The sequence below is a fragment of the Acrocarpospora catenulata genome (assembly GCF_018476525.1).
GTDB classification, from domain to species: Bacteria; Actinomycetota; Actinomycetes; order Streptosporangiales; family Streptosporangiaceae; genus Acrocarpospora; species Acrocarpospora catenulata.
Genome location: NZ_JAHCST010000047.1, coordinates 55252 through 76725, shown reverse-complemented (window position 1 = coordinate 76725; position 21474 = coordinate 55252). Strand labels below are relative to the sequence as shown.

The 21474-nt window shown below is 70.0% G+C and carries 19 protein-coding genes; 5 read left to right on the top strand and 14 right to left on the bottom strand.

From position 1 onward, the window contains the following. Nucleotides 1-401: 401 nt before the first annotated feature. A complete protein-coding gene (locus KIP79_RS33745; RefSeq protein ID WP_214109014.1) occupies nucleotides 402-1283 on the bottom strand; it encodes a tetratricopeptide repeat protein in 882 nt (293 codons plus the stop codon). A gap of 83 nt (nucleotides 1284-1366) precedes the next feature. Continuing rightward, the gene (tyrS, locus tag KIP79_RS33740; protein WP_214109013.1) at nucleotides 1367-2629 is read right to left on the bottom strand and encodes a tyrosine--tRNA ligase; all 1263 of its coding nucleotides are present in this window, start codon (nucleotides 2627-2629) and stop codon (nucleotides 1367-1369) included. 241 nt (nucleotides 2630-2870) lie between these two features. Between tyrS and KIP79_RS33735 the strand changes: the two genes are divergently transcribed. After that, nucleotides 2871-5114, top strand: a complete 2244-nt coding sequence (locus tag KIP79_RS33735) for a rhamnogalacturonan lyase family protein (RefSeq protein ID WP_214109012.1) — start codon at nucleotides 2871-2873, stop codon at nucleotides 5112-5114. Here the strand turns inward: KIP79_RS33735 and KIP79_RS33730 are convergent. The 9 genes from KIP79_RS33730 to argC form a co-directional block, all read right to left on the bottom strand. Continuing rightward, nucleotides 5111-5752 carry a DNA-3-methyladenine glycosylase gene (locus tag KIP79_RS33730; RefSeq protein ID WP_214109011.1) on the bottom strand — a complete coding sequence of 214 codons (642 nt, stop codon included), beginning with the start codon at nucleotides 5750-5752 and terminating at the stop codon, nucleotides 5111-5113. The two genes, KIP79_RS33735 and KIP79_RS33730, sit on opposite strands and share 4 nt — an antisense overlap. Further along, nucleotides 5734-7131 (bottom strand): argininosuccinate lyase, encoded by a 1398-nt coding sequence (gene argH, locus KIP79_RS33725; RefSeq protein WP_214109027.1) that lies wholly within the window; start codon nucleotides 7129-7131, stop codon nucleotides 5734-5736. The genes KIP79_RS33730 and argH overlap by 19 nt, the downstream gene beginning before the upstream one ends. A gap of 104 nt (nucleotides 7132-7235) precedes the next feature. Then, nucleotides 7236-8432: an argininosuccinate synthase gene (locus KIP79_RS33720; protein ID WP_214109010.1), complete on the bottom strand. Its 1197-nt coding sequence runs from the start codon at nucleotides 8430-8432 to the stop codon at nucleotides 7236-7238. Next, nucleotides 8429-8962 (bottom strand): arginine repressor, encoded by a 534-nt coding sequence (locus tag KIP79_RS33715; protein ID WP_214109009.1) that lies wholly within the window; start codon nucleotides 8960-8962, stop codon nucleotides 8429-8431. The genes KIP79_RS33720 and KIP79_RS33715 overlap by 4 nt, the downstream gene beginning before the upstream one ends. Further along, nucleotides 8959-9870, bottom strand: coding sequence for an ornithine carbamoyltransferase (gene argF, locus KIP79_RS33710; RefSeq protein WP_214109008.1), 912 nt, complete (start codon nucleotides 9868-9870; stop codon nucleotides 8959-8961). The genes KIP79_RS33715 and argF overlap by 4 nt, the downstream gene beginning before the upstream one ends. Then, entirely contained in the window at nucleotides 9863-10999 is a 1137-nt protein-coding gene (locus tag KIP79_RS33705; protein WP_250214272.1) for an acetylornithine transaminase, read from the bottom strand. Before KIP79_RS33705 ends, argF begins: the two co-directional genes overlap by 8 nt. A gap of 29 nt (nucleotides 11000-11028) precedes the next feature. After that, nucleotides 11029-11928, bottom strand: coding sequence for an acetylglutamate kinase (gene argB / locus KIP79_RS33700; RefSeq protein WP_214109006.1), 900 nt, complete (start codon nucleotides 11926-11928; stop codon nucleotides 11029-11031). Then, nucleotides 11925-13100, bottom strand: coding sequence for a bifunctional glutamate N-acetyltransferase/amino-acid acetyltransferase ArgJ (gene argJ, locus KIP79_RS33695; protein ID WP_214109005.1), 1176 nt, complete (start codon nucleotides 13098-13100; stop codon nucleotides 11925-11927). Before argJ ends, argB begins: the two co-directional genes overlap by 4 nt. 32 nt (nucleotides 13101-13132) lie before the next feature. Continuing rightward, nucleotides 13133-14155 carry an N-acetyl-gamma-glutamyl-phosphate reductase gene (argC, locus tag KIP79_RS33690; RefSeq protein ID WP_214109004.1) on the bottom strand — a complete coding sequence of 341 codons (1023 nt, stop codon included), beginning with the start codon at nucleotides 14153-14155 and terminating at the stop codon, nucleotides 13133-13135. 170 nt (nucleotides 14156-14325) lie between these two features. Here argC and KIP79_RS33685 point away from each other — a divergent pair, with 170 nt between their 5' ends. Then, nucleotides 14326-15972 carry a class I adenylate-forming enzyme family protein gene (locus KIP79_RS33685; RefSeq protein WP_214109003.1) on the top strand — a complete coding sequence of 549 codons (1647 nt, stop codon included), beginning with the start codon at nucleotides 14326-14328 and terminating at the stop codon, nucleotides 15970-15972. Between the two features lie 66 nt (nucleotides 15973-16038). Here the strand turns inward: KIP79_RS33685 and KIP79_RS33680 are convergent, their stop codons facing one another. After that, on the bottom strand, nucleotides 16039-16224 hold the full coding sequence (locus KIP79_RS33680) for a hypothetical protein (RefSeq protein ID WP_214109002.1): 186 nt from the start codon (nucleotides 16222-16224) through the stop codon (nucleotides 16039-16041). Nucleotides 16225-16487: 263 nt separating this feature from the next. On the opposite strand from KIP79_RS33680, the gene KIP79_RS33675 reads away from it, so the two are divergent. The 3 genes from KIP79_RS33675 to KIP79_RS33665 are packed head-to-tail and all read left to right on the top strand — an operon-like array spanning nucleotide 16488 to nucleotide 19107. Further along, the gene (locus KIP79_RS33675) at nucleotides 16488-17843 is read left to right on the top strand and encodes a glycosyltransferase (protein WP_214109001.1); all 1356 of its coding nucleotides are present in this window, start codon (nucleotides 16488-16490) and stop codon (nucleotides 17841-17843) included. Next, on the top strand, nucleotides 17843-18775 hold the full coding sequence (locus KIP79_RS33670; protein ID WP_214109000.1) for a glycoside hydrolase family 16 protein: 933 nt from the start codon (nucleotides 17843-17845) through the stop codon (nucleotides 18773-18775). The genes KIP79_RS33675 and KIP79_RS33670 overlap by 1 nt, the downstream gene beginning before the upstream one ends. Before the next feature lie 50 nt (nucleotides 18776-18825). Further along, the gene (locus KIP79_RS33665) at nucleotides 18826-19107 is read left to right on the top strand and encodes a hypothetical protein (RefSeq protein ID WP_214108999.1); all 282 of its coding nucleotides are present in this window, start codon (nucleotides 18826-18828) and stop codon (nucleotides 19105-19107) included. Nucleotides 19108-19177: 70 nt separating this feature from the next. On the opposite strand, the gene KIP79_RS33660 is transcribed toward KIP79_RS33665, so the two are convergent. Continuing rightward, the gene (locus KIP79_RS33660; RefSeq protein WP_308170036.1) at nucleotides 19178-20506 is read right to left on the bottom strand and encodes an MFS transporter; all 1329 of its coding nucleotides are present in this window, start codon (nucleotides 20504-20506) and stop codon (nucleotides 19178-19180) included. Between the two features lie 76 nt (nucleotides 20507-20582). Beyond that, a complete protein-coding gene (locus tag KIP79_RS33655) occupies nucleotides 20583-21440 on the bottom strand; it encodes a phosphotransferase family protein (protein ID WP_214108998.1) in 858 nt (285 codons plus the stop codon). Nucleotides 21441-21474: the final 34 nt, after the last annotated feature.

Below are 21474 nucleotides of genomic sequence, written 5' to 3'. Positions count from 1 at the left end.
AAACAATGCTTGAAGAAATGCTCCTGGCCAACATTCACATGAATGTCAACCAAAGGAATCCGTCAAAAATGACGGGGTTGTGCATCATGCACTGGCTTTTAGCACACTGTTGAGTTCTCAAGAAACGGATCGCTTGCCCCGTCTCCGAGGCAACCCCTCTAACTTACCTTGTCATCTGCTTCGTGTCCAATCGCCCCGGTTTGGGGCTGTTTGATCACATCACAAATGACCAAGCAGGTTGATCATTGAGGGGACCACCGGGAAACTGGCCGCCTTTCGGCACTCCGCGAACTCCCGGGGCGAAGAGAACATTAGGCAACCCCTCGCCCCTCGTCAAATCGCCCCGCCGTCCGCGATTTCGCAGGTCAACGCCCCCGTATTAGGCCTTCATGACTCCCCCGCTACGAGACTGTTACCCGTGTCACATCAATTTCCGCCGCTTCCCCCGCACGTACCAGGTCATTCCGGGCTTCCTCCGGACAGCCGGCCAGCTCGTAGGCGGCGGCGCGGATCTCGTACACCTCGGGCTCGTCCGGCGCGCCGGCCGCCGCAAGGAAGCAGTCGGCCAGGGCCGCCGTGGCGTCGCCCAGAGCCAGGTGGGCCCGGGCGCGGACCAGGTGGGCGCGGGTGCGGAGCCGGATGAGCCGCCGGGTGTCGGAGACGAGGGGACAGCCGGGGGTGGGCACCATGGCGGTGCCGCAGTCCGCTGCGGCGCGGGCAGGGGCGCCGAGGGCGATCAGGGCCTCGGCGCGGTCCACGCGGAGTTCGCCCGCGTGTATGGCGCAATCGGCCGTCTCGATGACCCGGTCGAAGTCGGCCACGGCGTAGGTCCACCGGCGCAGGCCGAGGAAGGCCCGGCCGCGGACCGCGCGGGCCTCCCATTCGCCTGGGTTGAGAAGCAACGCGCGTTCGGTGTCGGTCCACGCGCCCTGGTGGTCGCCGGCCAGGGCGCGGGCGGTCGCGCGGGCGGTGTAGCCGCGTGCGGTGAGCTTGGCGCGCAGGGCGGCGGTGGCGTCCGCCTCGGCCTGGGCGTAGTGGCCGAGGCGGGCCATGAGCTGCGAGCGCAGCAGGTACGCCTCGGCCTCCCCCTCCTGGTCCAGCTCACCGCCGATCGCGGCGCTCAGCTCGGTGAGCGCGCCGGAATGATCGTGCAGGGTCTGGTACGCGATACCGCGCCGCAGGCGTACCCCAGGGGACTCGTCGCCCCCGGCGAGCAGCCTGCTGCAGTGGAGCACCTCGGCCATGGCCGTGGTGAGCCGCGTCACGTCCTGTTCAACGCACATCGTGCCACCTGTCGCCGTTCCGGGAGGGTGCCCAGAACGGTACGACCGGCCGCGACGCGGCTCCGCGTACAAATACGCAGAACTCAGGCGATCTCCACGCCGCCGATCGTGCGCTTGCCCCGGCGGAGCACCAGGAAGCGCCCGTGCAGCAGGTCGTCGGCGGTCGGCACGTACTCCTCGTCGGTGACCTTGGCGTTGTTCAGGTACGCGCCGCCCTCCTTGACCGCGCGCCTGGCCTCCGACTTGGACTTGGCCAGGCCGCTCTCGGCCAGCAGATCCACGTACGGCATGCCCAGCGCGGGCACCACCGCGCGCGGCACCTCGGCGAGCGCGGCGCCCAGGGTGGCCTCGTCGAGTTCGGCGATGGAGCCCTGCCCGAAGAGCGCCCGCGAGGCGGCGATCACCCGCTCCACCTCGTCGGCGCCGTGCACCATGGTGGTCAGGTCCCCGGCGAGGGTGCGCTGCGCCTCCCGGGCGAAGGGGCGGTCGGCGACGGCCTTCTCCAGCTCCTCGATCTCCTCCCTGGTCCGGAAGGTGAAGACCTTGAGGAAGCGGATCACGTCCCGGTCGTCGGCGTTCAGCCAGTACTGGTAGAACGCGTACGGCGAGGTGAGCGCCGGGTCGAGCCAGACGGCCCCGCCCGCGGTCTTGCCGAACTTGGTGCCGTCGGCCTTGGTGATGAGCTTGCCGGTGTAGGCGTGCGCGTGGCCGCTTTCGACCCGGCGGATCAGGTCCACCCCGGCGACGATGTTGCCCCACTGGTCGCTGCCGCCGAGCTGGAGCGTGCAGCCGTGCCGCCGGTAGAGCTCCAGGTAGTCGTTGGCCTGGAGGATCTGGTAGCTGAACTCGGTGTAGCTGAGGCCCTCCCCGGCCAGCCGGGCGGCGACCGACTCGCGGGCCAGCATGCGGTTGACCGGGAAGTGCTTGCCGATGTCCCGGAGGAAGTCGATGGCCGACAGGCTGGCCGTCCAGTCCAGGTTGCTGACCAGGGTGGCGGCGTTCTCCCCGCTGAAGGAGAGGAACTTCTCGACCTGGACCCGGATGCGGGCCACCCACTCCTGGACGATCTCCTCGGAGTTCAGCGCCCGCTCGGTGCTGCGCCCGCTGGGGTCGCCGATCAGGCCGGTGGCGCCGCCGACCAGGCCGATCGGGCGGTGCCCGGCGCGCTGGAAGCGGGTCAGGATGAGCAGGGTGGCGAGGTTGCCGACGTGCAGCGAGGGCGCGGTCGGGTCAAAGCCGGCATAGACCGTGATCGGACCCTCGGCCAGTGCCGCGCGGAGGGCGTCGGCATCGGTGGTCTGCGCGGTGACGTCGCGCCATTCGAGCTCATCGAGGATGTCGGTCACGGTTCTGGCTTCCCGTTGCTGGGGGCGGGCGTCCGCAGCCCGCCGGATCTCGAAACCTTATCGCCCCTTCGTACCAGGGGCTGAAACGTTCACTTCACGGTACGGGCGGAACGAGCGGATGTCTCCTGGTTAACGCCCCGCCCCGCCTTATTCCCATATTTCGCGAAAAGGTGTGGATAGCGCTTTCCGAAAGCTTTCGGTAGAAGGTGGTGACCCGACCTCCTCCCCGACTGGAGGGCACATGCGTCCACTGTCGAAGCGTTTCGCGATCATCGCATCGATCGCGCTCGCCGCCACCGCGCCGGGTCTCCCCGCCCAGGCCGCCCCCGGCTGCCGAGTCGACTACTCGGTGGCCACCCAGTGGGGTGGCGGCTTCACCGGCAACGTCACCGTGACGAACCTGGGCGATCCGCTCAACGGCTGGCGTCTGGTCTGGTCGTTCACGGCCGGCCAGCAGGTCACCCAGGCGTGGAACGCCACGGTGACCCAGAGCGGCGCCCAGGTGACCGCCGCCGACGCGGGCTACAACGCCGCCCTGGCCACCAACGCGAGCGCCGCGTTCGGCTTCAACGCGTCCTGGAACAACTCCAGTAACCCGGCCCCGGCGTCCTTCGCCCTGAACGGCACGACCTGCACGGGAACGGTGCCCACCCAGAGCCCGAGTCCGACTCAAAGCCCCAGTCCGACCCAGAGCCCGACCCCCACGCCAACACCGAGCCCGTCCCCGACCACCATCCCCGCCGGGGCCAAGCAGGTCGAGAACATCGACCGCGGGCTGATCAGCGTCCGGTCCGGGAGCGCCAACCTCGTCTCCTGGCGCCTGCTCGGCACCGAGACCAGTGCCACCACCTTCAACCTGTACCGCTCAGGCACCCGGGTGGCCACGGTCACCAACTCCACCAACTACCTGGACACGGCGGCCGCCGACGCCTCGTACACGGTCCGCGCCGTGGTCGGCGGCGTCGAGCAGGCGGCCTCCCCCGCGAGCCTCCGCTTCACCGGCGGGAACTACCTCGACATCCCCATCCAGCCCCCGCCCGGCGGCACCACCCCGAGCGGCGAGGCCTACACCTACTCCGCCAACGACGCCGGCGTCGGCGATCTGAACGGCGACGGCCGGTACGAGATCGTCCTGAAGTGGGACCCCTCCAACGCCAAGGACAACTCCCAGTCCGGGTACACGGGCAACGTCTACGTCGACGCGTACACGCTCACCGGCTCCCGCCTCTGGCGTATCGACCTGGGCCGCAACATCCGGGCGGGCGCCCACTACACCCAGTTCCAGGTGTACGACTACGACGGCGACGGCAGGGCGGAAGTCGCCATGAAGACCGCCGACGGCACGGTGTCGGGGACCGGGCAGGTCATCGGGTCGGCGTCGGCGGACTACCGGAACTCATCCGGATACATCCTGTCGGGTCCGGAATACCTGACCATGTTCAACGGACAGACTGGCGCCGCCATGTCGACGGTCAACTACGTCCCGGCGCGTGGCACGGTCTCGTCGTGGGGCGACTCCTACGGCAACCGGGTCGACAGGTTCCTGGCGGGCACGGCCTACCTGGACGGGCAGCGGCCGTCGCTGATCATGGCGCGCGGCTACTACACGCGGACCGTGATCGCCGCCTGGGACTTCCGGAACGGAAGTCTCACCCAGCGGTGGACGTTCGACTCCAATGTCAGCGGATCGCAGTACACCGGGCAGGGCAACCACCAGCTGTCCATCGCCGACACCGACCAGGACGGCAGGGACGAGATCGTGTACGGGGCGATGGCGGTCAACGACAACGGCGCGCCCATGTGGACCACCGGGCTGGGTCACGGCGACGCGCTGCACGTCGGGGATCTGATCCCGTCCAGGCAGGGGCTGGAGGTCTTCAAGCCGCACGAGGACACCAGCAAGCCCGCGGCCTCGATGGTCGACGCGCGGACCGGCGCCGTGATCTGGACGAATCCCACCTGCGGCTGCGACAACGGCCGCGGCGTGAGCGGGGACGTCTACGCCGGAAGCCCGGGCGCCGAGTCCTGGTCGGCCGCCGTGTCCGGGCTGTACAGCTCGACGGGCGCCAACATCGGCCGCAAGCCCGGGTCGATCAACTTCCTGGTGTGGTGGGACGGCGATCCGGTGCGTGAGCTTCTCGACGGCACGCATATCGACAAGTACGGGACGAGCGCCGACACCCGGCTGCTGACGGCGTCCGGCGTGCATTCCAACAACGGCACCAAGTCGACGCCGGCGCTGTCGGCGGATCTGTTCGGCGACTGGCGTGAGGAGGTCATCTGGCCCACGAGCAACGACACCGCGCTGCGGATCTACGCCACCACCAGCGTCACCGACCGCAAGATCCACACCCTGATGCACGACCCGCAGTACCGCACGGCGATCGCCTGGCAGAACACGGCCTACAACCAGCCGCCGCACCCGAGTTTCTTCATCGGCGACGGCATGGCCGCCCCGGCCAAGCCCAACGTGTACGTGCGTTAGGGCCGTGCGGCGGGTCCGTACGCTCCCCGGACCCGCCGCACATGTGGACGGTACGGCGAGACCGTGACATCGCCCTCGATCCAGAACCGCCAGGGGGTCTCGGCTCCGTTCGAGACCCCCGTGCGGGGCCCGGAGCGCACCGAACGGGGATCGGCCGGGTCGCCCTCCAGCACCTGGACGATCTTCTCGTCGTCGCAGCAGTCCAGCCCGTTGTGCTCGCGGACGAAGCCGAGCGTGGTGGCCAGCCGGGCGGGGCCGCGGGCCAGGTCGCGCGCGGACGCCCTGGGCCGCCGGGACCGGGCCAGCTCGGCCCCGGCCACCACCTCGCCGCCGCGCAGCAGCACTCCGGAGGCCAGGCCCTCGCGCAGGCAGACGAGGTTGGCGCAGAAGTGCATGCCGTACGTGAAGTACACGTACAGGTGCCCGGGGGGCCCGAACATGACCGAGTTGCGGGGGGTGAGGCCGCGGAAGGAGTGCGAGGCGGGGTCCTGGCCGGGCAGGCCGTACGCCTCGACCTCGGTCAGGCGCACGGCGACGGGGCCGTGCGCGATGACCCGCCCAAGCAGGTCGGGGGCGACCTCGTGGGCGGGCCGATCGAAGAACTCCCGCGGCAGCGGGGTCAGGCTCCGCTCGCCCATGCGGCCTGCGCGTCGACGGTTTCCCTGAGGGCGGCCAGCTGGTCGCGCACCCGGTCGGGCGCGGTGCCGCCGAAGGCCTTGCGGGCGGCCAGCGCGCCGGGCACGCTCAGCACGTCCCGCACGCCGCCGCCGAAGTGCGGGGAGACCTTGGCCAGTTCCTCGTCGGTGAGGTCGCCGAGCTCCTTGTCGTTGACCTGGCACCAGACCACCAGGTGGCCGACGGCCTCGTGCGCGTCCCGGAACGCCACGCCGTTGCGGACCAGCAGCTCGGCCAGGTCGGTGGCGAGCGCGAAGCCGTCGGAGGCCGAGGACTCCAGCTTGGCGGTGTTCACCCGCATGGTGGAGACCAGCCCGGAGACCGCCGGGAGCACCAGCAGCAGGGTGTCGACGGCGTCGAAGACCGGCTCCTTGTCCTCCTGCAGGTCCCGGTTGTAGGTGAGCGGCAGGCCCTTGAGCGTGGTCAGCAGCGACATGAGCGAGCCGATGAGCCGCCCGGACTTGCCCCTGGCCAGCTCCGCGACGTCGGGGTTCTTCTTCTGCGGCATGATCGACGAGCCGGTGGAGTAGGCGTCGTCCATCTCGATCCAGCGGAACTCCTGGGAGGCCCAGAGCACGATCTCCTCCCCCAGCCGGGAGAGGTGGATGCCGATCATGGCGGCGCAGAACAGGAACTCGGCGGCGAAGTCGCGGTCGGCCACCGCGTCCATGGAGTTGGGCGCGGCGGCGTCGAAGCCGAGCTCGGCGGCGACCGCCTGCGGGTCCAGCGGCAGCGAGGAGCCGGCCAGCGCGCCCGCGCCGAGCGGGGAGACCGCCGCCCGGCGGTCCCAGTCGCGCAGCCGGTCGATGTCGCGGGTGATCGGGTGCACGTGGGCCAGCAGCTGGTGGCCGAAGGAGACCGGCTGGGCGTGCTGCAGGTGGGTCATGCCGGGGGCCGCGGTGTCGGCGTGCGCCTCGGCCTGGCTCATCAGCGCGGTCTCCAGCTCCACCAGCCGGGACACGACGGTGCGCACGTGGTCGCGCAGGTAGAGCCGCAGGTCGGTGGCGATCTGGTCGTTGCGGGAGCGCCCGGCGCGGAGCTTGCCGCCGAGCGAGCCGAGCCGTTCGAGCAGGCCGCGCTCCAGGGCGGTGTGCACGTCCTCGTCGGCCACGGTCGGCCGGAAGGCGCCCGACTTGCAGGCCTCCTCCAGGTCGTCCAGCGCGCCGATCATGCGCTCCAGCTCCTCGGCGGTCAGCAGGCCCGCCCGGTGCAGCACGCGGGCGTGCGCCCGGGAGGCGAGCAGGTCGTAGGGGACGAGCCGCCAGTCGAAGTGCACGCTCACCGACAATCGGGTCAGCGCGTCCGCGGGCCCCCCTTCGAACCTGCCGCCCCACAGCCGCATCGGCTTGTTCTCCGCCACCGTTCCTCTCCCCTCCACTGGGACCCTAGCCCAGGAAAAAACCAGCCGCCCCGGCATCGGCCGGGGCGAAGGCGTGCTTGCTCAGGTCAGGACCGCGCGTCGCGGGCCGCGGCGATCTTACTGGGCAGCGACCACAACTCGACGAATCCCCTGGCCAGCGACTGGTCGAAGGTGTCGCCGGTGTCGTAGGTGGCCAGCGAGAAGTCGTACAGGGAGGACTCGGAGCGGCGGCCGGTGACCACCGCGCGCCCGCCGTGCAGGGTCAGCCGGATCTCGCCGTTGACCTGCTGCTGGACCTCGGCGATGAAGGCGTCCAGGGCCCGCTTGAGCGGGGAGAACCAGAGGCCGTCGTAGACCAGCTCGCCCCAGCGCTGGTCCACGCTGCGCTTGAACCTGGCCAGGTCGCGCTCGACGGTGACGTTCTCCAGCTCCATGTGCGCGGTGATCAGGGCGATCGCGCCGGGCGCCTCGTAGACCTCGCGGGACTTGATGCCGACCAGCCGGTCCTCGACCATGTCCAGCCGGCCGACGCCCTGCGCGCCCGCCCGCTCGTTCAGCTCGGCGATGATCTGGAACGGGGTGAGCGCCCGCCCGTCCAGCGCCACCGGAACACCCTTGCTGAAGGCGATGACGACCTCGTCGGCCTCGCGCGGCTCGGCCGGGTTGGCGGTGTAGGCGTAGACGTCCTCGATCGGGCCGTTCCAGATGTCCTCCAGGAAGCCGGTCTCCACGGCGCGGCCCCAGAGGTTCTGGTCGATGGAGTACGGGTTCTTCTTGGTGGTCTCGATGGGGAGGTTCTTCTCCTCCGCGTACGCGATGGCCTTGTCGCGGGTCCAGGCGTAGTCCCGGGCCGGGGCGATGACCTTGAGCTCGGGGTGCAGCGCGGCCAGGCCGGCTTCGAAGCGGACCTGGTCGTTGCCCTTGCCGGTGCAGCCGTGCGAGACGATGGTGCCGCCGTACCGCTTGGCGGCGTCGGCCAGGTGCTTGACGATCAGCGGCCGGGACAGCGCCGACACCAGCGGGTAGCGGTCCATGTAGAGCGCGTTGGCCTGGAGGGCGGGCACGCAGTACTCGGTGGCGAACTCCTCGCGGGCGTCCACCACCACCGACTCCACCGCGCCGCAGTCGATCGCCCGCTTGCGGATGACCTCCATGTCCTCACCGCCCTGGCCGACGTCCACGGCCACCGCGATGACCTCGGCGTCGATCTTCTCGGCCAGGAACGGAATGGCAACAGAGGTGTCGAGGCCGCCCGAGTAGGCGAGTACGACCCGGTCACTCATGATGGTTTCTCCAGATTATTGGTACGGGTACGGGTGGTCAGCCGGAGCATCGACTCGGCCAGGGCCTCACCGCCCAGCGGATCGCGGGCGATGACCAGGATCGTGTCGTCCCCGGCGACCGTGCCGAGAATGGACTCCCAGTCGGCGTGGTCGATCGCCGAGGCCAGGAACTGCGCGGCGCCCGGCGGGGTGCGCAGGATCACCAGGTTGGCGCTGGCCTCCGCGGAGACCAGGAGCTCCTCGGCGAGCCTTCGGAGCCTGGCCCCCGGGCTCTCGCCGGTGCCGCCGGCGCGGTAGAGCGGGATGCGCTCGCCGCCCTCGCCCGGCACCGCGTAGACGAGGGTGCCGTCGTCGGCCCGGAGCTTCATGGCGCCCAGCTCGTCCAGATCCCTGGACAGGGTGGCCTGGGTGACCTCGACGCCGCTCTCCAGCAGCAGCTTGGCCAGCTCCGGCTGGGAGCGGATCTTGTTGCGGGTGAGCAGCTCGACGATCCTGGCGTGCCTGGCGGTCTTGGTCAGCGGGATGGTCATCGCGCGTCCAGCCAGGTCAGCAGCGCCTTCTGGGCGTGCAGCCGGTTCTCGGCCTCGTCCCAGATCACGCTGGACGGGCCGTCGAGCACCTCGGCGGTGATCTCCAGGCCGCGGTAGGCGGGCAGGCAGTGCAGCACGATCGCGTCCGGCGCCGCCTCGGCCAGCCGCGCGGCGTTCACCTGGTACGGCGCGAGCGCGGCCAGGCGTTCCTCCTTGCCGTCCTGGCCCATGGACACCCAGGTGTCGGTGGCCAGCACGTCCGCGCCCGCCGCCGAGGGGTCCTCGGTCACCGCCACCGAGCCGCCGGTCTCGGCGGCGATCGCCGCGGCCTGGGCGAGGACGCCCGGGTCCGGGTGGTATCCGGCCGGCGCGCAGATCCGCACGTGCAGCCCGGCGGTGGCGCCGCCGAGCAGGTAGGAGTGGGCCATGTTGTTGGCGCCGTCCCCGAAGTAGGCCAGGGTCAGCCCGGCCAGGCGCCCCTTCACCTCGCGGATGGTCTGCAGGTCGGCCAGCACCTGGCAGGGGTGGAACAGGTCGGTGAGCGCGTTGACCACCGGGACCTCGCTGGCGGCGGCCATCGCCTCGATGCGGTCGTGGCCGGAGGTGCGCCAGACGACGGCGGCCACCTGGCGGGTCAGCACCTTGGCGGTGTCCTCGATCGGCTCGCCCCGGCCCAGCTGGGAGGCGCCGGAGTCGATCAGCAGCGGCAGGCCGCCGAGCTCGCCGATGCCGACCGCGAAGGAGATCCTGGTCCGGGTGGAGGGCTTGTCGAAGAGCACGGCGACGGTCTTCGGGCCCTCGAAGGGGCGGTGGCCGTACCGGTCCTTCTTCATGGCCTGGGCCAGGTCGAGCACCTCGGCCTGCTCGGCCGGGGACAGGTCGTCGTCTTTGAGGAAGTGTCTAACCATCGCCGGCCTCGTCAAGGATCGCGGGAAACGCCGTCAGGAACGTGTGGATCTGCTCGGCGGTGACCACCAGGGGCGGCGCCAGCCGGATGGCGTCCGGCTGCACCGCGTTGACCAGGAAGCCCGCCCGCTGCGCGGCGGCCTGGACCTGGCCGGCCTGCTCCCCGGCGAGCACCGCCGCCAGCCAGAGCCCCCTGCCCCGTACGCCCTTGAGCAACGGGTGCCGGATCGCCTCCAGGCCGTCCCGCAGCAGGGTGGCCATGCTCCGCACGTGGTCCAGGTCGACGTTCTCCAGCACGGCCAGGGCGGCGGCGCAGGAGACGGGGTTGCCGCCGAAGGTGGACCCGTGGTCGCCCTTCGCGAAGAGGGTCCCGGCCGCCCCGAAGCCGATCGCGGCGCCGATGGGCAGGCCGCCGCCGAGGCCCTTGGCCAGGGTGACGATGTCGGGCAGCACGCCCTCGGCCTGGTGGGCGAACCAGTGGCCGGTGCGGCCGATGGCCGACTGGATCTCGTCGGCGACCAGCAGCGCGCCCGCCTGGCGGGTGATCTCGCGGGCCGCCGCGAAGTAGCCGTCGGGGGGCGGGACGACCCCGGCCTCGCCCTGGGTGGGTTCCAGGAAGACCGCGGCGCACTCCTCGTCCACGGCCTTGGCCAGGGCCTCGGCGTCGCCGTACGGGACGAAGCGCACGTCCAGCGGGAACGGGCCGAACTGGTCGCGGATGGCGGGTTTGCCGGTGAGCGAGAGGGCGCCCAGGGTGCGGCCGTGGAAGCCCATCTCGGCGGCCACGAAATAGGACCTGCCCGTGGATTTTCCGTACTTTATGGCCATTTTGAGGGCGCACTCGTTGGCTTCGGTGCCGGAGTTGGCCAGGAAGACCCGGCCGGGGTGGCCGAGCAGGGTGAGCAGGCGTTCGGCCAGCTTCACCTCCGGCTCGTGCAGGAACAGGTTGGAGGTGTGGGCCAGGGTGGCGACCTGAGCCGAGACCGCCTGGATCAGGGCGGGGTGGGCGTGGCCGAGCGAGAGCACGGCGATGCCGCCGATGAAGTCCAGGTACTCCTTGCCGTCCACGTCCCAGACCACGGTGCCCGCGCCGCGCGCCAGCGCCACCGGCGGGACGCCGTAGTTGGGCATGAACGCCTGTTCGTAGCGTTCGAAGAGGTTCACACGTGCTCCTTCAGGTCCGTCGGCTCGGGCAGCACCATGGTGCCGATGCCCTCGGCGGTGAAGATCTCCAGCAGCACCGAGTGCGGCATGCGCCCGTCCAGCACGTGCGCCTGGGCCACGCCGCCCTGGACGGCCGCCAGGCAGGCCTCCATCTTGGGGACCATGCCGCTGGAGAGGGTGGGCAGCAGTTCGGCCAGGTCGTCCGCCCAGATGCGGCGGATCACCTCGGTGCTGTTGGGCCAGTCCGCGTACAGGCCCTCCACGTCGGTGAGGACGATCAGCTTGACCGCGCCGAGGGCGACGGCCAGCGCGGCGGCGGCGGTGTCGGCGTTGACGTTGTAGACGGTGCCGTCCTCGCCGCGGGCGATGGAGGAGATCACCGGGATGCGCCCGTTGTCCAGCAGCGCGCGGACCGCGCCGGGCTCGACCCTGACGATCTCCCCGACCTGGCCGATGTCGACCAGGGCGCCGTCCACCATGGCGTGCTTGCGCTGGGCGGTGAACAGGTGGGCGTCCTCGCCGGACAGGCCCACCGCGAACGGGCCGTGCCGGTTGATGGTGCCCACCACGTCCCGGTTGACCTGGCCGACCAGGACCATGCGGACCACCTGCATGGCCTCCGGGGTGGTCACCCGCAGGCCGGCGGTGAAGGAGGACTCGATGCCCAGCCGGTCCAGGTGGGCGTTGATCTGCGGGCCGCCGCCGTGCACGATGACCGGCTTGAGCCCGGCGTACCTGAGGAAGACCACGTCGTCGGCGAACTGCTCGCGCAGGTGCGGCTCGGTCATCGCGTGGCCGCCGTACTTGATGACGATGGTGGCGCCGTGGAAGCGGGCCAGCCAGGGCAGCGCCTCGATCAGCGTGCGCGCCTTCTCGGTGCTCTTCTCGTGGCTCATGACGAGTACGCCGAGTTCTCGTGCACGTACTCCGCGGTCAGGTCGGTGGTGTGGATGGTGGCCGAGTGCGGGCCCGCCGACAGGTCGACGATGATGGTCACGTCGCGCGGGCTCAGGTCCACCTTGGAGCGGTCGTCCCCGGCGGCGCCGCCCCGGCAGATCCAGATGCCGTTGATGGCCACGTTCAACCGGTTCGGCTCGAAGGCGGCGCTGGTGGTGCCCACCGCGCTGAGCACCCGGCCCCAGTTCGGGTCCTCCCCGTGCAGGGCGCACTTGAGCAGGTTGCTGCGCGCTACCGCGCGGCCGACCTCGACCGCGTCGGCCACCGCGGCGGCGCCCACCACCTCGATGGCGATGGCCTTGGTGGCGCCCTCGGCGTCCACCAGCAGCTGGCGGCTCAGGTCGGCGCAGACGTCGGTGACCTTGCGCTCGAACTCCTCCAGGTCGGGCCGGACCCCGGAGGCGGCGCTGGCCAGCAGCAGCACGGTGTCGTTGGTGGACATGCAGCCGTCGGTGTCCAGCCGGTCGAAGGTGACCGCGACCGCGCGGCGGAGCACCTCGTCCAGCTCCTGCGCGGTCAGGTCGGCGTCGGTGGTGATCACGCTGAGCATGGTGGCCAGCGCGGGGGCGAGCATGCCCGCGCCCTTGGCCATGCCGCCCACCATGTAGCCCGCGCCCCGGCGGAAGGCGATCTTGCTGACCGTGTCGGTGGTGCGGATGGCGTCCGCGGCGGCCACCCCGCCGTCCCGGGAGAGCTGGGCGGCCAGAGTGTCGATCCCGGCCAGCAGCGGGTCCATGGGCAGCCGCTCGCCGATCAGCCCGGTGGAGCAGACCGCGATCTCACCCGCCGAGTCCTGGAGCACCTGCGCCGCCTTCTCGGCGGTGGCGTGGGTGTCCTGGAACCCGGCGGGGCCGGTGCAGGCGTTGGCGCCGCCCGAGTTGAGCACCACCGCGCGCACCCGGCCGCCGCTGAGCACCTGCTGAGACCAGAGCACCGGCGCCGCCTTCACCCGGTTGCGGGTGAAGACCCCGGCCGCCGCCCGGGACGGGCCGTCGTTGACGACCAGCGCCAGGTCGCGGGCGTCCTCGGCCGGATCGGGCGGGCCGTCGATCTTCTTGATCCCGGCGTGGATGCCGGCGGCGCGGAAGCCGAGGGGGGCGGTCACGCTCATCTGGGGCTCTCCTTGGTTTGTCCCTCTGGTGATCATGGACTGACACCGGTCGTGGGCAGGCCGAGCTCCTCCGGCAGGCCGAGGGCCAGGTTGGCGCTCTGGATCGCGCCTCCGGCGGTGCCCTTGGTGAGGTTGTCGATGGCCACCACGACCACCACCCGCCCGGCCCGCCGGTCCAGCGCCACCTGGAGCACCGCGGTGTTGGCGCCGAGCGTCATCGCGGTGGCGGGCCAGACGCCCTCCGGGAGCAGCCGCAGGAAGGGCTCGTCCCGGACCGCCTCCTGGTAGGCCTCCCTGAGCGCGCCTTCGGTCAGGCCGGGGGCGGCGGGAGCCGTGCAGGTGGCCAGGATCCCGCGGGACATGGGAACCAGGGTCGGTGTGAAGGAGACGCGCACCGGTTGCCCGGCGACCGCGGAGAGGTTCTGGGTCATCTCCGGGGTGTGGCGATGCGCCCCGCCCACCCCGTAGGCGCTGACCGAGCCCATGACCTCGCTACCGAGCAGGCTCGGCTTGAGCGAACGGCCGGCGCCGCTGGTGCCGCTGGCGGCGACCACGACCACGTCGGGTTCCACCAGGTCGGCGGCGAAGGCGGGGAACAGGCCCAGGGTAACCGAGGTCGGGTAGCAACCGGGCACGGCGATGCGCCGGGCGGTGGCCAGCCGATCACGCTGGCCGGGGAGTTCGGGCAGGCCGTAGGGCCAGGTTCCGGCGTGCGTGCCGCCGTAGAACTCGGCCCAGTCGGCCGGGTCCTTGAGGCGGAAGTCGGCGCCGCAGTCGACGATGAGCGGGTCCGGGCCGAGGTCGCCCGCGATGGCGGCCGACTGCCCGTGCGGGAGGGCGAGGAAGACGACGTCGTGGCCCTGCAGGTTGCCCGGGGTGGTGTCCTCCAGGACGCGGTCGGCGAGGGAGGGCAGGTGGGGCTGGTGGGCGCCGAGAGGGGTGCCGGCGCTTGAGCCCGCGGTGAGAGCGCCGATCTCGATTTCGGGGTGGGCGAGGAGGAGCCGGAGCAGTTCGCCTCCCGCGTAGCCGCTGGCGCCGGCGATGGCTGCCTTCATCCTGACTCACCCCTGTATGTTCATGCAGTCCGACTTATCTTCTTCCCCGACCAAGAGTATGCGACGGAAAGCATGGTCATGCAAGTCACCATCCACGGAGTGGACGCCTTGGCCCCCATACCTACCGGTCGGTATCCTGAAATATCGGCTTAACAGGGGAGGTCTTGCGGATGAGCAGCATGCACGCCCAGGTCCAGGCCGCCCTGACGGCGCCGGGGCAGTTGTTCGAGATGGCCGAGATCGGGGGCGGCGTGCGGGCTTGGAAGCACGCCCCGGCGACCTTCCGGGCGCTGCTGGAGAACAGCGCCTTCCACGGGGAGCACGAGTTCATCGTGTACGAGGACACCCGGCTCACCTACGCCGAGCACTTCCGGCTGGCGGCGACCCTGGCCCACCGGCTGACGGACTCCTTCGGGGTGCGCAAAGGCGACCGGGTCGCCATCGCGATGCGCAACTACCCGGAGTGGATCGTGGCGTTCTCGGCGACCCTGGCCATCGGGGCGATCGCCGTACCGCTCAACGCGTGGTGGACGCGGCAGGAGTTGGAGTACGGCCTGGCCGACTCCGGGGCGATGGTGCTGATCGCCGACGGGGAGCGGGCGGAGCGGCTGGCCGGGGTGGACATTCCGGTCATCGTGGCCCGCGGTGCCGGCGGGCACTCCTGGGACTCGGTGATGGGGGAGGTGGATCCCCTGGTCACCCTGCCCCCGGTGGACGTACGGCCGGAGGATCCTGCCACGATCTTCTACACCTCCGGGACGACCGGGCGGTCCAAGGGGGCGCTGGGCAGCCACCGGAACCTGGGGCAGGCGCCGATGTCGGTGGCGTACGCGATGATGCGCGGGACGGCGCTGGCCGGGCGGGATCCCCTGACATCGGCGCGGCAGCGGCGGATCACCCTGCTCACCGTGCCGCTCTTCCACGCGACCGGGTGTTTCGCGGTGCTGCTGACCACCATGTTGAACGGTGGGCGGTTGGTCCTCATGTACAAGTGGGATCCGCTGGACGCGCTTGAGCTGATCGAGCGGGAGAAGGTCACCGGGATGAGCGGGGTGCCCACCAACGCCTGGCAGCTGCTCTCGCATCCCTCGCTCGGGTCCTACGACATCTCCACGCTGTCCGGAATCTCCTACGGGGGCGCTCCCGCCCCGCCCAAACTCCTCGAAAAGCTCACCTCGCTGCTGCCCAACCGGACGCCCTCCAACGGGTACGGGCTGACCGAGACCACCGCGCTGGCGATCTACAACACCGGGCGGGACTACCTGGCCAGGCCCGGCAGCGTCGGGATGCCGCTGGCCGTCGTCGACGTGAAGGTCTGCGACCCGAAAGGGGCCGAGCTGCCGGTCGGCGCGGTGGGCGAGCTCTGCCTGCGCGGGCCGATCGTCATTCCCGGGTACTGGAACCGGCCGGAGGCCACCGCCGAGGTCATCGTGGACGGCTGGCTGCACACCGGGGATCTGGCCAGGGTGGACGCCGACGGGTTCGTGTACATCGTCGACCGGGCCAAGGACATGGTCATCCGGGGCGGGGAGAACGTGTACTGCGCGGAGGTGGAGGCTGCGCTGTTCGAGCATCCGTACGTGGACGACGCGGCCGTGATCGGGATTCCGGACGAGGAGCTCGGGGAACTGGTGGGCGCGGTGGTGCGGGTTACCACGCCTGTTTCGGCGGAGGAGCTCCAGGCGTTCCTGAAGGAGTCGCTGGCGGCGTTCAAGATCCCGGTTCGGTTCTGGTTCCAGGAGACGGAACTGCCGCGGAATCCGGGCGGAAAAATCCTCAAGACGCAGTTGCGGCAGCAGGTGCTGGGCCCGTCATGACCCCCGCTTCGTCATGACCCCGCCTTCGTCATGACCCTGGACGCGTCATGGCGTGCCCTTGGCATATCAGGACTTGATGGTGCGCATCCACCACAGGTGCAGGACATCCTGGAGCCGCTCGGGGGCGCCGCCGGCCACGGCCTCGTACTCGGTGAGGAACCGTGCGCGGTACTCCTCGGGCAGTTCCTTCAGGATCGACTCGCGGGCTAGTTCGTTCACTCGTGCACGGATTTCCTGGTAGGTCCTCAGCACGCCACTCACCCTCCCCTTGGGTTGACTCGGAGCGATCCTCCCGACCCTGCGTGTGAGCCTCTGTGTGACGTCTTTTTCGGGCGCTCGTCTTTGCCGGCATTTCCGGCACTGGCAAACAGTGGAGAAACTCGCGGTCAACCCCCGGGAGCGTCCCCGGCTTTCTTGATCAATCCCCGCAGATGATGGCGTTACGTCGCAGATCACCGGCAGAGTGCCAGCACGGGCGACATCCGCGCGCTCGGGCTTGGCGGGGAGGAGACCGCTTGTCCAGCGCGCCCTTGCGGGTGATCAGCCTTACCGTCTTCGCCCTTCTCGCCATAGCCGCCTGGCGCTGGGGAACGCCGGAAGAATTCGGACCACTCGGTGTGCTCCTGCTCACCCTCCTGTCGCTGAAACTCCTGCTCTCGCTCTGCTACCGCCCAAACCGCCGTACGAGCTGGCACGGCGACTTCGCGGTGATCGTGCCCATCTTCAACGAGGACCCGGAGATCCTCCGGCGCTGCCTCACCACGCTGCGCACGCAGAGCCGTACCCCCCGATGGGTGGTGGTGATCGACGACGGAAGCACCGAGGACGCGGCCGTGCCCGTGGCCGAATCCATGATCGGGGACTTCCAGGAGCAGAAGATCGAGCTCATCGTGCTCCGCCAGCCGGAGAACACCGGCAAACGAGAGGCGCTGGCACGCGGCTTCGAGCAGTGCCCCGACGCTGAGGTCTACGTCTGCGTGGACAGCGACACCCTGCTCCACCCAGGCGCGCTGGACCGCCTGCTGGCGCCCCTGGGCGACGAGCAGGTCACCGCCGTGACGGGCTTGGTCCTCGCCGCCAACTTCCGCGTCAACGTGCTCACCCGCCTCATCGACCTCCGCTACGCCAACGCCTTCCTGTACGAGCGCGCCGCGTACTCGCTCCTGCGGAGCGTGCTCTGCTGCTGCGGCTCGCTGGCCGCCTACCGCGGCCGGGTGGTCCACAAGCACCTGACCGACTTCCGCACCCAGCGTTTCCTCGGCCGCCGGGCCGTGGTCGGCGACGACCGCCGGCTCACCAACTACTGCCTGCTGGAAGGCCAGGTCCTCTTCCAGAGCAGCGCCCTGGCCGAGACCGCCGTCCCCGAACGCCTCGGCCACTACCTGCGCCAGCAATCCCGCTGGAACCGCTCGTTCTTCCGCGAAACCCTCTGGTGCCTGCGTACCTTCCCCCGGGTACGCCCGACGGCCTGGCTCCTGTCCTTCATCGAAATCGCCACCTGGCTGACCTTCACCGCCACCCTGATCTACTCCCTGCTGATCTTCCCCCTGCTCTACGGCCGGCTCCTCCTCCCCCAGTACTCGGCCATGATCGTGATCTTCGGCTACCTGCGATCGGTCCGCTACCTCGACCTCCAGCGCCCCGGCATCAGCTGGCCCCAGCAGTTCGCCATCTTCGCCATCGCCCCCCTCTACGGCGTGATGCACGTCGCACTGCTCCTGCCCGTCCGCGTCTTCTCCCTGCTCACCCTGCGCAGAACCGCGTGGGGCACCCGAAAGACGGTCGAAGTCTCCCTGGCCGAGGGTCATGAACTGGTCGGCGCCGCCACCACAAGCCCACCCCGACGTGCCGACGATCCTGGAGTTGTGTGATGACGAAGCGCATGGGCGACCGACTGCAATTCGCCGTGGCGGTGACCGTCGGCGGGCTGCTCACCGGCGGCACCCTCATCCACATCGTGACGCACGAGAAAGCGCTCACCACTCCCCCGCCCGTCGCGACGGCCCCGCGCCCCTACCCCGCCTCCCTCGCCGGCGCCCGCCGCGTCTCCGCCGTCGACCCCGCGTCCCCCAAGCACCGCGGTGACCCCCAATTGATCTGGTCCGACGAGTTCAACGGCACCGGCCGCCCGTCACCCCAGAAATGGACCTACCAGAAAGGCGACCGCGACGGCTGGGGCGTCGGCGGCCTCGCCTACTACGACCCCGCCCTGGCCAACGAGGACGGCCAAGGCCACCTCGTGATCACCGCCATCCGCAACACCCTCACCCAGCCGACCTGCTGGTACGGCCCCTGCCGCTACCGCTCGGCCCGCATCCAATCCGCCGGCCGTTTCCCCCTGCAGTACGGCACCTTCGCGGCCCGCATCCGCTTCCCCGCCGGCCAGGGCATCTACCCCGCCTTCTGGCTGCAGAGATCCCGCCCCGGCAACCCGTACGCCGAAATCGACATCGCCGAGATCTTCGGGGCCCGCCCCAACATCATCTACGGCGCCGCCCACCAGAACGTCAAAGTCTCCAACAACACCCACACCCTGAAGCACCCCATAAACAGCCGTTTCCACATCTACCGCGTCGACTGGACCCCAACCAAAATCACCTGGCGCGTCGGCAACCACATCTACGGCACCCTCAAACGCAAATCCCCCTGGCCCTTCAACCAGCCCATGCAAATAATCCTCAACCTCCAAACAGGCGGCCACTGGCAGGGCCCACCCTCCCCGCAAACCCACTTCCCCGCCGAAATGCTCGTCGACTGGATCCGCGTCTACAAATCCACCAGCCGCCCGCTGCCCACCAAATAGACGCCGGCCCCGATACTTTCCTTGATCTTAGGCAATGTCATACTTCCGTCATGACGTCGTCGCACGCGGATCTGCTGCGAGTGCTTGGCGAGGTGCGTGCGCTCCTCGCCCGGCCCGATAATGACTTTTCGTGGTCCTCGTGGCAGGACGCGGACGCGGCACTGGCGGAGATCGACGCCGCGATCTCGCGGATCAGCGTGGACGGCCAGATCCCGATCGACCTCACCGTGCTGTTCGCGCCGAGTGGGCCGATCCAGGAAGTTTCGCTCTCCAGCGGCTGGGGCTACGAGTTTGTCGCGGTGGCCAAGCGCTTCGACGCCACGCTCAAGTAGGGGCCATAGCCCAGGCCCGAGCGATCACTACCTCGTAGAGGTATCCATAGATTGGCGGTCATACCCCGCATCAGATCGATAGCTCCCCGGCAGCGGTCGGTTCGCTGCGGCGGGTGCGTTCGGCCTGGGCGTGGTCGCTGGTTCGGACGTCGTAGGCGCGGAACTTCGGGAGGAGGGCGCCGAGGGTGAGGACGCCGAGCATGCAGAGGAGGCCGCCGATGCCGAGGGAGAAGCGGAGGCCGCCCAGATTCGCCATCAGGCTTGCGCGGGTGTTGCCGAGCATGGGGCCGGTCGAGTAGGAGAGCAGCTCGATTCCGGCCAGTCTGCCGCGGTACTCGTCGGGGATGGTCTGGTTCCAGACCATGCCGCGGAAGATGCCGCTGTACATGTCGGCGGCCCCGGCCGCCACCAGGCAGGCGATGATGAGCCAGATGCTGGGCATGACGGCGGCGACGGCCACCCACGCGCCCCAGAACAGGGCGGAGATGATCACTCCGAGGCCGTGCCGGTGCACGTGGGCCGTCCAGCCGGAGGTGAGGGAGGCGAGGACGGCGCCGATGCCCGGGGAGGCCGCCAGCAGGCCCAGGGCGAGGCTCTCGTGCGAGCCGCCGTACTGCTCCGCCATGAAAGGGAAGAGCGAGGTGGAGAAGGCAAAGGCCATGGCGGCGATGTCCACCAGATAGGTGCCCATCAGGTCCGGTCTGGCCACCGCGTACCTGACCCCCGCCAGCAGGGAATCCAGGGAGGCGGGGGCGGCGCCCTCGGGTGGGGCCATCGTTCTGACCCGGACCAGGAGGAGCAGCGAGACCAGGAAGGAGACGATGTCGGCGGAGTAGGAGATGGCGGGGCCGAGAGCGACCACCATGACGCCGCCGAGGGCCGGGCCCGCGATCGAGCCGATGCTCCGCACCAGCCCCTGGATCGCGAAGGCCGCCCCCATCTGGTCGAGTTTGAGCACGCGGTTGATCACCGCCTGCTCGCTCGGCCCGCGAATGCTGAAGAGCCCCGCACTGGCCGCGCCCGCCACGTACAGCACCCAGATCTGCGGCTCGGGAAGCAGCGCGTTGACCAGCAGCGCCAGCGCGGACAGGCAGAGCCCGATCTCCGAGTACACGATGATCTTGCGTCGATCCAGCGCGTCCGCGATCGCGCCGCCCCACAGCCCGCACACCACCATCGGGATCAGTTCGGCCGCGCTCAGCAGCCCCACCACCAGGTAGGAGCCGGTCAACTCCTTGGCCTGGTACGGCACCGCCACCAGCGTGACGAAGGACCCGAACATGGTGATCATGGACGAGCCCAGTAACAGCCGGAAGTCCCGGCTTTCCCGGATCGGGCTGACGTCCATCCGCATCCGGCGCAGCAGCGCCCGGAGGCTCCGCGGGGGATTTTGTGGCACGGAGGGTCATGGTGGCCGGTTTCCCTGCCGCCGAGCAAACGGTTTTCCCCCGCCGGGTCGGTCAGGTGCGGGCGAGCTAGGAGAAGGTCCGGTCGAGGTGGGCCAGACCGGCGTCGGAGTACTGCCGACCTCCGGTACGGAGGCCGTACGCGATGTCCTCCAGCAGCGCGCACCGGGCGTAGAAGAGGGCCCGCTCGTGGGCGGTGACGTCGAATGGGCCCTCGTAGTGCGCCAGCGTCAGGTCGAAGATCTCCGGACCGAGGTCCCGGAAGATCAGGGCGAGGTCGTGGGCGGGATCGGCGATGGCCGCGTCGCTCCAGTCGATGACCCCCGTGATGGTGCTCGTCTCGGCGTTCACGAGAATGTGCTCGCTGCCCAGGTCGTTGTGGCAGAAGGTGAGCGTGTCGGGCTCCCGGGGTGCCGTGCGGGCGAGAAAGTCCTCGACGTGGCGGCGAGACGGCACCGGAATGTGCGGCACGATGTCGCGATAGTCCCGCTCGGCCTCTTCCCGTAGTTCTTCCAACGAGTAGGCGTCACGCGGCACCAGTGCTGCCACCCGCTCCGCGGGGGCCGTGTGAAGCCGGTTGAGGAAGGCTCCCAGCGGGGCTGCCAGTTGTGCGGGCTCCGGCACGGGATTCAGGTTCAGCGGAAGGCCCGGGACCTTCGCGTACGCGAGGACGCCTTCATCCTCGTCCACGAAGATCGGTCGCGGAACCGGCAGTGGGGACAGTTCGCTCACGACGGCCAGCAGGGCCGCCTCGCGCCGAGTCGCCTCGCTCCGGGAGGCCGGGTCGTCGTCCCTTCGCTGCCGGACGACCATCTCGCCGTTGAGCTCGTACGCGATGTTGTCCAATCCGCCGCCCAGGCCGGTAATCGTCCTGATCTCATACCCGGGCAGATGCCGGGCCACTAACCGGAGGATCTGATCGGTCATCCCCGCACTCTAGATCCTCCTACCAGGACCCGGA

Coding starts and splice junctions, on each gene's coding strand:
- KIP79_RS33685 (WP_214109003.1), top strand. CDS start 14,326: ATGAGCAGCATGCACGCCCAGGTCCAGGCCGCCCTGACGGCGCCGGGG.
- argJ (WP_214109005.1), bottom strand. CDS start 13,100: ATGAGCGTGACCGCCCCCCTCGGCTTCCGCGCCGCCGGCATCCACGCC.
- KIP79_RS33715 (WP_214109009.1), bottom strand. CDS start 8,962: ATGACCATCCCGCTGACCAAGACCGCCAGGCACGCCAGGATCGTCGAG.
- KIP79_RS33705 (WP_250214272.1), bottom strand. CDS start 10,999: ATGCCCAACTACGGCGTCCCGCCGGTGGCGCTGGCGCGCGGCGCGGGC.
- argF (WP_214109008.1), bottom strand. CDS start 9,870: ATGGTTAGACACTTCCTCAAAGACGACGACCTGTCCCCGGCCGAGCAG.
- KIP79_RS33720 (WP_214109010.1), bottom strand. CDS start 8,432: ATGAGTGACCGGGTCGTACTCGCCTACTCGGGCGGCCTCGACACCTCT.
- KIP79_RS33655 (WP_214108998.1), bottom strand. CDS start 21,440: ATGACCGATCAGATCCTCCGGTTAGTGGCCCGGCATCTGCCCGGGTAT.
- KIP79_RS33730 (WP_214109011.1), bottom strand. CDS start 5,752: ATGGGCGAGCGGAGCCTGACCCCGCTGCCGCGGGAGTTCTTCGATCGG.
- KIP79_RS33735 (WP_214109012.1), top strand. CDS start 2,871: ATGCGTCCACTGTCGAAGCGTTTCGCGATCATCGCATCGATCGCGCTC.
- argH (WP_214109027.1), bottom strand. CDS start 7,131: ATGCGGCTGTGGGGCGGCAGGTTCGAAGGGGGGCCCGCGGACGCGCTG.
- argC (WP_214109004.1), bottom strand. CDS start 14,155: ATGAAGGCAGCCATCGCCGGCGCCAGCGGCTACGCGGGAGGCGAACTG.
- KIP79_RS33745 (WP_214109014.1), bottom strand. CDS start 1,283: ATGTGCGTTGAACAGGACGTGACGCGGCTCACCACGGCCATGGCCGAG.
- argB (WP_214109006.1), bottom strand. CDS start 11,928: ATGAGCCACGAGAAGAGCACCGAGAAGGCGCGCACGCTGATCGAGGCG.
- KIP79_RS33670 (WP_214109000.1), top strand. CDS start 17,843: ATGACGAAGCGCATGGGCGACCGACTGCAATTCGCCGTGGCGGTGACC.
- KIP79_RS33665 (WP_214108999.1), top strand. CDS start 18,826: ATGACGTCGTCGCACGCGGATCTGCTGCGAGTGCTTGGCGAGGTGCGT.